Origin of the sequence: Streptomyces sp. NPDC048825 (assembly GCF_043198355.1) — a bacterium.
Taxonomy (GTDB): Bacteria; Actinomycetota; Actinomycetes; order Streptomycetales; family Streptomycetaceae; genus Streptomyces; species Streptomyces xiangluensis.
Window position 1 is genome coordinate 202,908 of sequence record NZ_JBICUR010000017.1, and the last position, 14,202, is coordinate 217,109.

Below are 14,202 nucleotides of genomic sequence, written 5' to 3' on the forward strand. Positions count from 1 at the left end.
CGCCGCCACGCCCCACGGCTGGGGCGGCAGGCCAGTGGGAGCCAGGAGGCGCCGTGCATCTCGAATACACGCCGGAGCAGCAGGAGTTGCGCACAGAACTGCGCGCCTACTTCACCGAGTTGGTACCGGAGAACGTGCACGCCCGGTACGCCGACTCGGCCGCGCAGAAGCGGTTCTACCGCGAGACCATCCGCCGGCTCGGCTCCGCCGGCTGGCTCGGGGTGGGCTGGCCGAAGGAGTACGGCGGGCGCGGGCTGAGCCCGATGGAGCAGTTCATCTTCTTCGACGAGGCCGCCCAGGCGGGCGTACCCCTGCCGCTGATGGCGCTGAACACGGTCGGACCGACGATCATGCAGTTCGGAACCGAGGAGCAGAAGGCGTACTTCCTGCCGAAGATCCTCTCCGGCGAGATCGACTTCGCGATCGGCTACAGCGAGCCCGACGCGGGCACGGACCTGGCCGCTCTCAAGACCAGGGCTGTTCGGGATGGCGACGAGTACATCGTCAACGGTCAGAAGATCTGGACGACGAACGGTGATACGGCGGACTGGGTGTGGCTGGCCGTCCGTACCGACCCCGATGCGCCCCCGCACAAGGGCATCACCATGCTCCTCGTGCCGACCTCCGCCCCCGGCTACTCCTGCACCCTCATCAACACCCTGGCCTCGCACGACACCACGGCCAGCTACTACGAGAACATCCGCGTCCCCGTCTCCCGCCGCGTCGGCGAGGAGAACAAGGGCTGGCGGCTGATCACCAACCAGCTCAACCATGAACGCGTCACCCTCGCCGCCCACGGCACCATGGCCATCCGCGCCCTGCACGACGTGCAGCGCTGGGCCATGGAGACCAAGCTCGCCGACGGCCGCCGAGTCGTCGACCTGCCCTGGGTGCGCCGCCGCCTCGCCCAGACCCACACCAGGCTGGACGCGATGAAACTCCTCAACTGGCAGATGGTGAACGCCGTCCAGGAGGGCACCCTCACCCCGCAGGACGCCTCCGCCGTGAAGGTGTACGGCTCCGAGGCGCGCCGGGACGCGTACGCCTGGCTCATGGAGATCGTCGCCGCGGCCGGAGCCCTGAAGGAGGGCTCGGCGGGCGCGGTGCTCCACGGGGAGCTGGAGCGCGGCTACCGCTCGGCCGTGATCTTCACCTTCGGCGGCGGGAACAACGAGATCCAGCGCGAGATCATCTCGTGGATCGGCCTGGGGATGCCGCGGGTACGGCGTTAGTGAGTTGTGACCACCGACGCTAGTTGTCACATACCGAGGATGGTTGGCACCAAAATTCTCCGTGGCGATGGTAGCCCCAGCCGGTCAAGATCGAGTGGGTACCGTCTGTTGCTTCGCGAGTTCCCCGTTGGCGCCGCGTCCGAGGTTGCCCGTGGACGTACACCAGCGGCAGGGGGTGTTCTGACCGGGCTCTCGGAGATGCCGTTCGCGGGTTCGCGGGCGGTGGATGACTGATCCGAGATCGTCGTCGCTCTCGTGCAGCCCGGCGGATGCGAGGAGGAAGTGGGTGACGGCCTCGCCGGCGGCGAGTGTGTTGAAGGGCATCACGCTGGGTGCGGGTACACCGCGGACGTACCGGGCTTGCTCGCGTTCGGCCTGGGGATGCATTTCAATGGCGAGTTCGGTCGGGTCTATGAGGCCGTTGCACCACATGCAGCCGATGCCGGGGGCGATCAAGCGTGTTGCAGTGTGGATCCGTACTCTGCCAGTGTCCAGCGCAGATCTCCCGACGTCGAGCGCCCGCTCCACGAGTCGATGTGCCCTGCGGCCGTCAATTGGTCAAGTGCATCTGTGAACTCCGTTGTGGCCAGGCCGCACGCGCGTGCAAGCCGATCCGCTTCCGCTACTCCGTAGGCGTTCTCAGGGGCGGTATGGGCCGCGAGGCACACGATAATGAGCTGGGAAAGCGGTGCGCAGTCCGTACGGATGCGGCAGGCGGCTCGCAGCGCCCAGTCTGCGGCGGCGAGTCGGTCGGGGCGGGCCGGGCATTGGGCGAAGAGCCCGATGTCGAGGAGTCGGACGACCACAGCGCGTGCGTTGTCAGGCGTTGCGGGCAGGGTCGCGCATAGCCATCGTGCCTGGTGCAGCTCCCGCCAGGAATCCATGGCCGGTTCCAAGCGCAGGCTGCGCAGTACCCCGAGTGGCAAGCGGACGTGAGCTGATTCGTTCATGCGCAAGGCGCATTGCAGTGCGATCAGCCGAGCGGCAGGTCTGGTCTCAGTCGGCAGTGCGGAGGAGAGGTAGTTGAGCATCTCCCGCACTCGGGTCTGTCTGTCCGGGCCTCTGGGGATTCGGCGCCTGCCACTGATGACCGCGTGCGCTGACGGCGTCGTCGCGGCGTTGATGAACGTGTCAGGAACGACGGCTGCTTGTGAGGTGGCGGCGGCGCAGGCCGTGCACGCGTCCGCGAGGCGCCATAGCCGACCGCCTCGCTCGCGTGCGAGCACGAGCCGGATGGGCCCACCGCAGCCTCGATGGCGCGGGTGCCAGCTGCAGCCGCGCTCGTGGCACTGGCAAGTGCGAAGGTGCGCGGGGAGGGGATCGCGGCGGGCGTGTCGTGCCAAGTGGGCCAGGAGCTCCGACCGAGCGGATGTGCCGCTGAGTAGTCGCCCGCTGTGGGAGCACTGCTGGCACACGAGGATCGGTCCGCCGGGCTGCGGGCGCAGTTCCACGGTCCAGGCGCGCCGGACACCGGGGCGTGTCGTGCAATGCCTCATGGGGGGCGTGGTCCTCCCGTACTGTCTGCGCCGTACCCGCAGAGGGTGACGTGGCCCGCACACGGTAGTGCAGACATCTGCCCTCCGCCTGATGTCGTCACCTGCAGAAATAGGGCAGAAGTCTGCACTGACAGGGCAGTGGTCTGCACCGTCGGATTGTCGGGTGACGATCTTCCCGCCCGACCCGGATTTCGAGGCGCTGCGTCTGGAGCTCGCGCGGCTGCGGGCGGCGCGGGGCTGGAGCTATGACGAGCTCGCTGCTCGAAGCGGCCTGGCCAGAAGGACCCTCATCGAGATTGAGCAGGGGCGAACCATCGGCACTCTCAAGACCTGGCACGCCCTCGCCCATGCGTTGAACACTCCACTCGACGAGCTCTTCGGAATCCTGTGTGAGGGGCACGAGACCCCGGGGTCGACCGGCGCCGACCGTTGACTGGGAGGGCTCAAGCCAATCACCCGGACCGGCGACGCGCCCCGAACCTCTGATCGATGTATCGAATACCCGTGTCGTGAAATAGGGCTGTTCGGTGGACCTTCCGGCATCGGTGCTCCCGAGGCGGCGTGTTGCCTGGCACCTTCGCGTGCATGCGCTCTTCATCCACACGGCGGCACTGGGACGGCAGCCCCGCCGTCGCCTTCCCCCGACGCTCACTGCGTATCGAACACGACAGTCCCAGCCGGCTCCTGCGCTGCGCTCAGCGTGATCGCTGCCGAGAGTGCGGCAACCCGATCGAGTGGTACGACCGTAACTTCGCCCGGCCCGTCCGCCTGCACCCCCGGGAAGTACCCACGGCCAAGGTGCCCACCGCTCACCGCTGGCACGTCAGCTCCGGCGTCGCCCATCCGGCCGACGACGGCAGAGACTGGTGCCGCCTGGCGCACGCCCTGGTCTGCCCCGCTCGTGACGCTACGCCCGAAGCCTCCGCGCTGGACGGTCTACGTCGGGTTCTGGCTTTGAACACGCGCCGTCTGATCGACACCGGCGTGTTCACCCCAAACACTCCTCCGAGCCGGACAACGGCACAACCGGACGTCTGCCGACCCGCCAGACCTATCGTGCAGTTCCTGTACGTCCGTTACCTCGCTGCGCACCCCGTGGACGAAATCCAGTGCGTGGCGCAGACGCGGCACCGCGACCGCTGCTCGCAGAGCCTCCTCGACGCGGACGCCCCCGTGGGCGTCTGGAGGCTGGTACCCGCCACGGCCACACGGGGGCAACTCGCTTTGCCCTGTGAGCTCATGGCTGTATATGACCTCACCGCCCTGCCCTACGCCGAGCAACTGCGCTGGCGCATGCAGCGCTGCTCCATTCACGCTGCAACGCCGTCAGCAGCGGACCTCACGCTGGCCGACTGGGAGCCCTTCGACCCCATGCTCCACCGAGCGCACATCCACAACCGTCTGCCGAACCACGTCCGTCGTCCACACCCAACGCAACACGAGCATGGAACGGCTGGGTCGTGACATCGCACCACGCCATGGAAATCCTGCTGATCAGGCCGGCTACCAGTGCCGAGCTCCACCGAGCGCGTCACACGGTGCCTCTCGCAGTGAACGTCGACCGCACCCGGTTGATGGCCGTCCATCCGGGCAAGACGCCTGGCCGCGCGCTGCGGTCTCTACGCCGACGGTTGCACCAACTTCTGCCCATCGACGTCCTGACCACTCACCACCCCGACCAGCACGGGCCGGTCCTTCTCAACCTCGAGCTCAGCCCTACCGCGCGAGCGGCGATCAGCCAGGCCGCAGCCACCAGAGGACAGCGGCCTGGAGATTTCGTCGGCCGGAGCGTGACCGCAGCCCTGGAACGGAACGAGAGGAAACGATCTCGACAATTGACGGCGCAGCTCGAAGACCTGCTCGCTCTCCATTCCTCCGAGGACGTGCTCGCCTGCACGGCACCACATCCTGCTCCGCCGTCGTGGCCCGGCTGTACCTGACTCATACGCCGCCTATCGCACCGGGCGTAGCCACTCGCACCCCAACCCTTAGCCCTTCTCCTCTGTGGAGCCCTTGTTGCACACGCCCACCGACGAACAGGCTCACGCCGTCGAAGCATTCCGAGAGGGCCATCACCTCGTGCTGCAGGCCGGCGCCGGCACCGGAAAGACCAGCACGCTGACCCTGCTCGCCGCCAGTACCAAACGCCGAGGGCGCTACCTCGCCTTCAACAAGGACATTGCACGCGACGCCTCCTCACGCTTCCCGCGATCCGTGATGTGCAAGACCGCCCACGCCACGGCCTACGCAGCTCTCGGCCACCGCTTCGCTCACCGGCTCAACAGCCCCCGCCAGCCCGCGTGGAGGATCGGCCAGGCCCTCGGCATCACCTCCCCTATCCGTATCGGAGATCACGAGATCAGTCACAGGACGGTGTCGCACAGCGTCCTGCGCACGGTCACCCGTTTCTGCCACTCGGCTGATCGCACCCTTGCTTCTCACCACGTACCCGCGCTACGCGGCCTGAGCGCGCCGCACGAACACGCCCGCCTCGCCGACGTCGTCGTGCCGTTCGCCGACAAGGCGTGGGGAGACCTGCAGAATCCCGAGCAGGGTGTGGTCCGTTTCGAGCATGACCACTACCTGAAGATGTGGGCCCTGACCGAACCAAGGATCGACGCCGACTTCCTCTTCCTCGACGAAGCACAGGACACCAACCCGGTCCTGGAACAGGTCTTCGCCGCTCAACGCGCCCATACCCAGCTGGTCATGGTCGGCGACTCCGCCCAGGCGATCTACGGCTGGCGCGGAGCCCGGGACGTCATGACTGGCTTCGACGCCAACCACCTCACCCTGACCCGTTCCTTCCGCTTCGGACCCCTCCTTGCTGAACAAGCCAACCGCTGGCTCGCGTTCACCGACGCGCCCATCCGGCTGACAGGAACCGAGGCGATCCCGACGAAGGTTGGCCTCGTGACTTCCCCGGACGCGGTGCTGTGCCGCACCAACATCGGGGCCATGACCGAGGTCATGAGACTGCTGGCCGCCGGCCACCGTGTCGCGCTAACGCGGGGAGGGCAAACACTCGTCGCGCTTGCGCTGGCTGCACGGGACCTCAAAGCGGGCCATCGTACTGCGCACCCAGAACTCGTTCTCTTCGCCTCCTGGGGCGAGTTGCAGGAGTATGCGGATCACGATCCCGCTGGCCGTGATCTGCAGCCCTTCGTAGAACTTGTCGACCAGCACGGGCCCGAGGCCATCATCGCCGCGGTTCACGCACTGACCGACGAGACCAAGGCCGATGTCACAGTGTCCACGGCCCATAAGGCCAAAGGCAGGGAATGGCCCTCAGTAAAGATCGCCGATGACTTCCCGCCGCCCCCGGACAGCGACCGACAGGACGACTGTGGTCGCCCAATCCCGGAGCCCGTGAACGAAACGGACGCCCGCCTCGCCTACGTTGCAGTGACGCGCGCCCGTAGTCGACTTGACCTCGGTGGTCTTTCGTGGATCGAAGATTTTCCAGCCGCCCCAAAGCGTTCGTGACAAGCCCAAAGAGTGCCAGGACGTTCTTCGTCTGCTGGTGGTACGCGGCTCGCACCCTACTGACCAGCGAAAATGGCTACGGCCGAGGCATGAAGTGAGTTGCTGGCCCGGGAATGGTCCGGATCTTGGTCTGAGAGTCGATCCGCCGGAGTACGCCGTTCCTACCGGCCAGGAAAGGTCCTCGGTTTCCGCCGGGCTCGGCTGAGGGGCGGGGGCGTGGCACCACCGACGGCCGAGTTGGCTCTCGGGGCGCCGGAGGTGTCGCCCCCTGACCACGGCGTGGCGGACTGCCTGGGCCTGGTGCCGGACGGGACGGGCCGTGGAGGTCGTCGGATTCACCATCGCGGAGTTCATCCTCCGGCAGATGATGCACCAGCAGATGATCAAGGAGGTTCGCGCAGCGTTGCCGTTTGGACAGGAGCGGCCTATCACACAAGCTGCGGTTGTGAAGATCGGCATCATCGGCGCGGGCTGGTGGCAATCTGCCCTAGACGAATGAGTCCGATGTCGGGGCCGGTGCGCGAGCTTGAAGAGAGAGCGCTCAAGATCATGTTGCTACGCAGGACCTGAACACCCTCTTGACCGCGCTGTACGTGAAGATCGACGACGAGATCGCAGGGACCCGGTGGATGGGACGGCCGCCGCTGCTGACCGACTCCGAGCTCGTCTGCCTTGCCGTGGCGCAAGCCCTGCTCCGCAGGTACCGGTCCAGGCACGCCGCTCGCGCAGCGCGACGGCGAGGTCTTCCAGGTACGTGCCCACGCCGTCCCGCCCGCCGGACTGCTCGGCATCACCGTGGCGGCCGGCTGCTTCGGGGTTCTGCTCGGCAGGCTCAGGGGTAGAGGCCGGCCCGGAAGGCGAACGAGACGAGTTGCGCTCGATCACGTGCGCCGACCTTCGTCATGGCCCGCACCGCATGCGTCTTCACGGTGAACGGCGACACGAACATCTGGGCCGCGATCTCGTCGTTGCCGAGACCGCTCGCGACGAGAACGACCACGTCCCGCTCCCTGGGTGTCAGAGCGTCGAAGCGTCGCAGCAGTTCCTGGTCGATCACCGGGGGCGGACTGTCGGTCATGTGACCGATGAGCGCGGCCGTCGCGGCGGCCGACAGCGCACCGCCACCGCCAACGACCTCGGTGATTCCGGCGACGAGTTCAGCGGGGCTCACGGTCTTGCTCAGGAAACCGTTGGCGCCCGCGCGAAGGGCGGCGAGAACGATGTCGTCCTGGTCAAAAGTGGTCAGCACGATCACTCGCATCTTTTCGGGTGGGTGCTCTTTGCGGATCCGGCGGGTGGCTTCGACACCGTCGATGCCGGGCATCCGGATGTCCATCAGGACCAGGTCGACGGGGTGGTCCCGGAGGAAGGGGACAACCTGGAGTCCATCGGAGAGATCACCCGCAACAACGAGACTTGGGTCGAGCCGGAGCATCGCTTTGATGCCGGCCCTTATCTCGTCCTGGTCGTCGACGATCAGAATCCGCGTCATCAGACGACGGCTCCCAGCGGGCTGAACTCCGCATGGACCCGGAATCGCCCCTCGTCACTGTCGATCGTCAGCCGCCCGCTGGAGGACTCGACGCGTTCGCGCATCCCCACGAGTCCGAGTCCGCTACCCGAGCCGGAGCCGCGCAGTGCGTGATCGACGCGGTTCTCCACGGTGACGCAGATCCTGCCGTCGCGCTCGCGCACATCCACCGTTGCCGCCCCTTCTCCATGCCGGTAGGCATTCGTGAGTGCTTCCTGAACGACCCGGTAGACCGTCACGCCGACGCTGGGCTCCACGAAACCGGCGGGGATGTCGATGGAGGGACGGACGTCGAGGCCGATGCTCTCGAAAGAGGCGACAAGGCCTTCCAGGCCGCTGAGCGCCGGTGTCGGCCGGAGCGCCTCGTCGTCGGAGATGTCGTCTCCGAGGCGGAGGAGCGCGAGGATCCGTTGCGTTTCGACGACGACGGTACGGGCGCTGGACCTGGCTGAGACGAGGGCCTGCCGGGAGGACTCGGCGTCTTCGGGCAGCCCGATCTCCGCGGCACCGAGATGCATGCTCAGCATCGCGACCTGGTGGCCGATGACGTCGTGGAGGTCCCGGGCGATGCGGAGCCGTTCCTCGGTCACCCGTCGGGTGGCTTCGATCTCTCGGGTGGCGATGGCGCTTTCGGCCCGTTCCTCCAGGGTGCGCCAGTGCTCTCGATGGATGCGCAGCGCGGCCCCTGTCGCACCTCCTGCTATGGCTGAGAAGAGTGCGGCGGCTCCCACGATCGCGCCGCCACGGAATCCTCCCAGCGTCATGAACGCCCCCAGGAAGAACGCCGCCACGATGCCGGTTCCGACCAGCGGCTGCTTCCCCCTGACGGTGACCGAGAACAGCACGAGCACCGCCATCATCCACACCGACAGGGGGTCGTGGCCCACCGCTGTGACGGCGAAGGACGCCGCACTCGTCACGACCAGTCCTGCCCACGGCCTCCACCATGAGAGGGCGACACCGCCACCGGCGAGGAGCACGGAGAGGGCCGTCGGCCAATCCGACCCTCGCAGGATCACTGCCACGATCTGGCCGGTGAAGACCAGCGCGGCCACCGAATAGGCGATGAGGTGCAGCGCCTCGGGGCGGCGGACCCACAGGGGTGCCACGGGCCCGTCCTGGTTGTTCTGCGCCTTGACCATGGCCTGATTCTCGCCCACGTGTGCTGCGGCCGTGTACCTCGAATGATGTAGACGGCGAGCCCGGTCCGGGCGATGGGGACGGCAGAACTCATTCGATTCGAAGTGGATGGCAGAACTACTTCGTTCGAAGTACACGGCCCCTCCCGAGGCCGCTGAGACTCCTCATCGAGGCGACCGTCTCACACCATCACGATCACAAAACGGGACACCCGATGACTCAGACCACCGTGACTTCGAGCACGACCACGACCTCGACGACGCTCTCCGGGCTCCGATCGCTCTACCTGATCCGAGTCGCCTTCTCCCTGATCTGGGTGGCACTCGTCGTCACGACCTCCGCCTCGCTCGTGTCGACGGACAGGCCCACAGTGATCGCGGCCGTGCTGCTCGTCATCTACCCCCTGTGGGACGTCGTCGCCACGCTCCTCGAGCGCCGCATGGCCGGCACCGGCTCCACGGACCGCGTCGGTACCACCAACGTGGCTCTCGGCCTCGCCGCCACCGCCGGGATGATCATCGCCGTCTTCTCCACCATCGGGACGACCCTGCTCGTGTTCGGCATCTGGGCCCTCCTTTCCGGAGCGATCCAGCTCGTCGTGGCGATCCGGCGCCGACGCACCGTCGGTGCCCAGTGGCCCATGGTCATCAGCGGCGGACTGTCCGTCCTCGCCGGTGCCTCCTTCGCTGCCATGTCCGCCTCGGCGACGAGCAGCCTGTCCACCATCGCCGGATACTCGGCCTTTGGTGCCTTCTGGTTCCTTGTCTCCGTCATCGCCCTGAGCATCCGCAGCCGACGCGAAAAGCGTTGACCACCGCCGTCACCACGGGCCTGGTTGACACGTACTCCACCCCCACCCTGCTGCGGATGGCGGCCGCCGGCCGGCTGCCCACCGCGCAGCTGGTCACGCACACGGATGGTCACGTTCTTGATCCACAGGTCTTCCAGGTGGAGGGTCGCGTTCCCGCTGACGCGCATGGAGGAGGCGTACGACGTCTTCTCTCAGGCATCCGAAACCGGTGCGCTCAAGGTCGTGCTCGGCGGGGAGCAGCACGAGGTCGTCCCCGCTCGGGCGGACTGACGAGAGAGAGGTGCCGGGGCGCGGGACTCGGCCTGGCCCGAGACGGCCGTCTGCGAGGGCATGTCGCCGGCCCACCTCCAACCATCGGGCTTCACGCCTCCAACTCGACAGTGATCTCCGGCGGTTGGTGCAGCGTGTTGTGGACCGTGCAGTGGGACGCGACGGCCAGCAGGGCCGCGTGGCGCTGGGCGGAGAGGGCGGGCGGCGGGACGACGGTGACTCGGACGGATGCGACGCGGGCCGGGCGGTCGGGAGCCATGGTGAACTCCGTACGAACCCGCAGGCCCGAGCGCTGCAGGCCGTGGCGGTGCAGATAGCGGCCCGCGTAGAAGGCGACGCAGGTGGCCAGCGACGCGGCGAACAGCTCTGTAGGCGTGGGTGCGGTGTCCCTGCCGCCCGCGTCCGTGGGCTGATCGACCATCAGCTGATGACCACGGACGTTCACGGAGTACACGTCCCCTTCGACATGGACGACGTCCAGCGTGTGCACGTCCGGTGCCTTCGGTTGCTGCTGCATGCTCGCCTCTGTCATGGGGGTCACCTCGTGTCGCTGCTGGTATCTCCCGCGCCTGCCGCCCGTCCGGCCTCCAGGCGGGCGACCGGGACGCGGAACGGCGAGCAGGAGACGTAGTCAAGTCCTGCTGTGTGGAAGAAATGCACGGAGCCGGGATCGCCGCCGTGTTCGCCGCACACACCGATCTTCAGGTCGGGGCGGGCGGCGCGGCCCTCGGCGACGGCGATGCCCACCAGGCGGCCGACGCCCTCGCGGTCGACCGTCTCGAAGGGTGAGGCGGCGAACACGCCCTTGTCGAGGTAGGCGGAGAAGAACGCCGCCTCGACGTCGTCGCGGGAGAAGCCCCACGTGGTCTGGGTGAGGTCGTTGGTGCCGAAGGAGAAGAACTCGGCCTCCTCGGCGATCCGGCCCGCCGTGAGCGCGGCCCGGGGCAACTCGATCATCGTGCCGACCGGGCAGTGCACAGGGACGCCGGACTCGTCCGAGACATCGGCCACCACCTGCTCCACTTCCCCGCGGACCAGCCGGAGTTCCGTGACGTCCCCGACGAGCGGCACCATGATCTCCGCCTCGGAGGAGCCCCCGGCCCTCGTGCGCTCCACCACCGCCTCGGCGATGGCCCAGGACCGTCTCCATCATGCCGGGCATGGAGAAACGCGCTCCGGAGCGCACGGACACCAGCAGCGGGTCGTCCGGCTGCCCGAGGCGCCGTCCGGCGTCGGACTCGATGGCCGACAGGTGCCGGGAGACTTCCTGGGACATTCCCTCCGGTTCGGCGCCGGTGGCCAGGAAGGCCCGGCACGCCTCGGTGGAGACGATGAAACCCGGCGGGACGGGCAGTCCCAGCCGGGTCATCTCGGCGAGGTTCGCGCCCTTGCCGCCGAGCAGGCCGACCAGGTCACGGCCGCCCTCCGTGAAGTCGTACACGTAACGGACCATGACACTGTTCCTCGGCTCCCAGCTCCGTACGGCAGCTGTGTGGGCTTCCGTCCCTTCCAGCCTCCTACGGCCGTCCTGGTGAGGGCAGGTGCCGCCTGACCCTCCCGATGGGGCCGGTCGGCCCAAGCGCACACAGTGCCCGGTGGAAGACGCTGGTGTTGGAGAAGGGGTGAACGAAATGACCAGCACGATCGAGCGGCTCCCCGGCCGGTCCATGCTGTTCGCCCCGACCGACTGGGCGGAGGCAGGCTTCCCTGTGATGGACACCGTTCCCGAAACGCACGGCATCCACGTGGAAGAGCGCCTGACCGACGGGACGTATGTGCTGCTGGCCGAGCTTCCGGGAGTCGACGCCGAGGACATCGAGATCACTATCAGGGGAGGCATCCTGACCCTGCGCGCCCAGCGCAGCGTGGTGACCGCCGAGAAGCAGTTCGTCTACGGCCACTACACTCCGCTGCCGACCGGGGCGAAGGGCGACGAGGCCACGGTGGAGTACCAGCATGGTGTCCTGACCATCACGATGCCGGTGCTGGAGACGGGTCCCGGCACCGGAGCCACCCCGGTGCGGGAGCCTCTGAGCGTGACTGTGCCCTGAGCCGCACATGAATGAGTCGTGACTCGCACAACGGGTTCGCAGCGGATCCGCTCTTCCGGTGGCTCCCCCTGTGTCCACGAGCTGCTGGTCCTCCGGCGGGAACGGCGGCTGAGCAGTTGCGCCCCCGAGCGGCTCATGCCCGGCATGCGGTCTTGCGCCCGCCCGCGACGGCCCGCCGGCCAGTCACGGGCGGGCCTGACCGTTGGGCCGAACGTCCCCGGCAGGGACCGAACAGTCCCTCGCGACCGGCTGTTCCGGGTGTGACGGTGAGAGTGAATCTGGAGACTGCCCGACAGTGAGGCGGTGGGAATGATGAGGCTGGAACTGCCCCTGGTCGTGGGCGTGGATGGATCGGACGGTTGCCTGGTGGCACTCGACTGGGCGGTGGATGAGGCCGCCCGGCACGGTCTTCCGCTGCGGCTGGTGTACGCCTCCCTCTGGGAGCGCTATGAGGGCATCACCCCGTCGGTCAGTACGGAACGCCCGTCGGAGCAGGTGATGGCCGACCACATCGTCGCCTCCGCGGCGGAGCGCGCCCGGCGGCGCAATCCCGACGTGAAGGTGTCCACCGACGTCCTCCCGGCCGAAGCGGCGGACGCGCTTCTGCGGGAGAGCAACAGCGCCTCCGCCCTGGTCACCGGGTCGCGGGGCCGTGGCGAGCTGAAGGGACTGCTGCTCGGTTCCGTCGGGCTGGCCGTCGCGGCCCGCGCGCACTGCCCGGTGATCGTGGTCCGGGGCGACAAGGCCGGCCTGGCCGGTACCCACGAGCGGATCCTCCTCGGGGCCGAGGACCCCGCTGCCGGCGGAGAAGCGGCGCGGTTCGCCCTCCGTGAGGCCGAGGTACGTGGGTGCACCCTCGACGTGGTCCGGGCCTGGCGCTGCCCCGCGCACGAAACCGCCGATGTGGCCGCGCTCGCCGAGACACCTGCCCGGTACCACGAGAAACGGGCCCGAGCCCAGGCGGACGAGCTGCTCCGCGGCCCGGTCGCCGACCACCCGGACGTGAGGGTGCGCCCCACGACGGTGGAGGGAACCGCCCGCAAGGTGCTGGTGGACCGCTCAGCCGCGGCCGACCTCGTGATCGTCGGAGCGCGGCGACGGCAGGACCACTTCGGGCTCCAGCTCGGCCGGGTGGCCCACACACTCTTGCACCACGCCCAGTGCCCTGTGGCGGTCGTGCCGCAGCACCCGTGAGCGCTGCGGCGCCGGGACCGATGGAGACGTCACCGACGGGTCATGCCCTGTCAGCCCCTCGGGTGCCACCACGGACTACGGCGACGGGGCAGTGCGCGTGGTGCAGCAGGGCCTGGCTGACCGAGCCGAGCAGCAGTCCCGTGAAGCCACCGCGGCCGCGGGCACCGGCCACGACCAGCTGCGCCTCGCGGCTGGCCTCGATCAGGGCCGGGCGGACCCGGGAGCGGACCAAGCTCCGCCGCACGGCGACCCGGGGATGGCGTTCCTGCCACGGAGACAGCGTGTCGTCCAGCAACCGCTGCTCCTCCTCGCGGAGCCGCTCGATGTCCACCACCACGTTCAGAGGATCACCAGGCCTCTCGTAGGCCCGCTCGCTCCAGGTGTTCCACACGTGCAGGGCCACCAGGTCCACGCCGCGCAGCGACGCCTCGGCGAAGGCGAACTCGACGGCTTCCTCGCCCGCCGGTGAGCCATCGACCGCCAGCAGCACGGGACCGCTCGGGTCCGGCCGGCCGCGCACCACCAGCACCGGGCAGCGGCCGTGCGCGGCCAGGTGTACGGCGGTGGAACCGAGCAGGATGTTGCGAAACGCGCCCAGTCCGCGGCTGCCGACCACGACGAGCGAGGCGGTACGCGACTCGATCTCCAGCACCATCAGCGGCTCACCGACGGTGACCTCTCGCGTCGTCTCCACGTGTGGCGCGGCCCTGCGGGCCCGCTGCTCGGCGTCGACCAGTGTGCCGTCCACCAGCTCGCGCATCCCCGCCGCGGCCGGATTCCACGGGGGTCCGCCGGGCGGTACGTGCATCGACGGCCACCCGAAGGCGTGCACGAGCCGTAGGCCCACGCCGCGCAGGTCGGCCTCGTGCGCCGCGACCTCCACCGCGCGCAGGCTCGACGGCGAGCCGTCCACTCCCACGACGACCGGATTCGCCACGACAGACCCTCCCTCTCACCTGGCGGCCGGTCCTGATTCCGGCTCGGGTCGGCC

General features: G+C 68.5%; 13 protein-coding genes and 3 pseudogenes. 9 read left to right on the top strand and 7 right to left on the bottom strand.

Annotation, left to right across the window (positions count from 1 at the left end; translation table 11 throughout):
• The first annotated feature begins 53 nt into the window (after positions 1–53).
• Entirely contained in the window at positions 54–1,232 is a 1,179-nt protein-coding gene (locus ACGFNK_RS34580; RefSeq protein WP_393422295.1) for an acyl-CoA dehydrogenase family protein, read from the top strand.
• Between the two features lie 84 nt (positions 1,233–1,316).
• On the opposite strand, the gene ACGFNK_RS34585 is transcribed toward ACGFNK_RS34580, so the two are convergent.
• The gene (locus ACGFNK_RS34585; protein ID WP_393422297.1) at positions 1,317–1,688 is read right to left on the bottom strand and encodes a hypothetical protein; all 372 of its coding nucleotides are present in this window, start codon (positions 1,686–1,688) and stop codon (positions 1,317–1,319) included.
• A 1,203-nt stretch (positions 1,689–2,891) separates the two neighbouring features.
• Here ACGFNK_RS34585 and ACGFNK_RS34590 point away from each other — a divergent pair.
• From ACGFNK_RS34590 to ACGFNK_RS34605, 4 genes are all read left to right on the top strand, one after another.
• Complete coding sequence (locus ACGFNK_RS34590) at positions 2,892–3,161, top strand: helix-turn-helix transcriptional regulator (protein WP_393422299.1); 270 nt, start codon at positions 2,892–2,894, stop codon at positions 3,159–3,161.
• A gap of 152 nt (positions 3,162–3,313) precedes the next feature.
• A complete protein-coding gene (locus ACGFNK_RS34595) occupies positions 3,314–4,192 on the top strand; it encodes a DUF6083 domain-containing protein (protein WP_393422301.1) in 879 nt (292 codons plus the stop codon).
• 552 nt (positions 4,193–4,744) lie between these two features.
• On the top strand, positions 4,745–6,214 hold the full coding sequence (locus ACGFNK_RS34600; RefSeq protein WP_393422303.1) for a UvrD-helicase domain-containing protein: 1,470 nt from the start codon (positions 4,745–4,747) through the stop codon (positions 6,212–6,214).
• 319 nt (positions 6,215–6,533) lie between these two features.
• Positions 6,534–6,713: a hypothetical protein gene (locus ACGFNK_RS34605; protein WP_393422305.1), complete on the top strand. Its 180-nt coding sequence runs from the start codon at positions 6,534–6,536 to the stop codon at positions 6,711–6,713.
• Positions 6,714–7,046: 333 nt separating this feature from the next.
• Here the strand turns inward: ACGFNK_RS34605 and ACGFNK_RS34610 are convergent, their stop codons facing one another.
• Together ACGFNK_RS34610 and ACGFNK_RS34615 are read right to left on the bottom strand one after the other, a co-directional pair.
• Positions 7,047–7,706, bottom strand: coding sequence for a response regulator (locus tag ACGFNK_RS34610; RefSeq protein ID WP_393422307.1), 660 nt, complete (start codon positions 7,704–7,706; stop codon positions 7,047–7,049).
• The gene (locus ACGFNK_RS34615) at positions 7,706–8,887 is read right to left on the bottom strand and encodes a sensor histidine kinase (RefSeq protein ID WP_393422309.1); all 1,182 of its coding nucleotides are present in this window, start codon (positions 8,885–8,887) and stop codon (positions 7,706–7,708) included. The genes ACGFNK_RS34610 and ACGFNK_RS34615 overlap by 1 nt, the downstream gene beginning before the upstream one ends.
• Positions 8,888–9,099: 212 nt before the next feature.
• On the opposite strand from ACGFNK_RS34615, the gene ACGFNK_RS34620 reads away from it, so the two are divergent.
• Together ACGFNK_RS34620 and ACGFNK_RS34625 are read left to right on the top strand one after the other, a co-directional pair.
• Positions 9,100–9,696, top strand: coding sequence for a DUF308 domain-containing protein (locus ACGFNK_RS34620; RefSeq protein ID WP_393422310.1), 597 nt, complete (start codon positions 9,100–9,102; stop codon positions 9,694–9,696).
• Between the two features lie 8 nt (positions 9,697–9,704).
• A pseudogene (locus tag ACGFNK_RS34625) lies at positions 9,705–9,966 on the top strand (hypothetical protein); the annotation flags it as partial.
• A gap of 91 nt (positions 9,967–10,057) precedes the next feature.
• Here ACGFNK_RS34625 and ACGFNK_RS34630 read toward each other — a convergent pair.
• The 3 genes and pseudogenes from ACGFNK_RS34630 to ACGFNK_RS34640 all read right to left on the bottom strand — a co-directional run.
• A complete protein-coding gene (locus tag ACGFNK_RS34630) occupies positions 10,058–10,498 on the bottom strand; it encodes an OsmC family protein (RefSeq protein ID WP_393422312.1) in 441 nt (146 codons plus the stop codon).
• 5 nt (positions 10,499–10,503) lie between these two features.
• Positions 10,504–11,100 (bottom strand): annotated as a pseudogene (locus tag ACGFNK_RS34635) (putative PEP-binding protein); the annotation flags it as partial.
• Positions 11,101–11,269: 169 nt separating this feature from the next.
• Positions 11,270–11,707, bottom strand: a pseudogene (locus ACGFNK_RS34640) (PEP/pyruvate-binding domain-containing protein); the annotation flags it as partial.
• Between ACGFNK_RS34640 and ACGFNK_RS34645 the strand changes: the two are divergent.
• On the top strand, positions 11,598–12,017 hold the full coding sequence (locus tag ACGFNK_RS34645) for an Hsp20/alpha crystallin family protein (RefSeq protein ID WP_393422314.1): 420 nt from the start codon (positions 11,598–11,600) through the stop codon (positions 12,015–12,017). The pseudogene ACGFNK_RS34640 and the gene ACGFNK_RS34645 sit on opposite strands and share 110 nt — an antisense overlap.
• Positions 12,018–12,326: 309 nt before the next feature.
• On the top strand, positions 12,327–13,211 hold the full coding sequence (locus ACGFNK_RS34650) for a universal stress protein (RefSeq protein WP_393422371.1): 885 nt from the start codon (positions 12,327–12,329) through the stop codon (positions 13,209–13,211).
• A 40-nt stretch (positions 13,212–13,251) separates the two neighbouring features.
• Here ACGFNK_RS34650 and ACGFNK_RS34655 read toward each other — a convergent pair whose 3' ends face one another.
• The gene (locus tag ACGFNK_RS34655) at positions 13,252–14,148 is read right to left on the bottom strand and encodes a universal stress protein (protein WP_393422316.1); all 897 of its coding nucleotides are present in this window, start codon (positions 14,146–14,148) and stop codon (positions 13,252–13,254) included.
• Positions 14,149–14,202 lie beyond the last annotated feature (54 nt).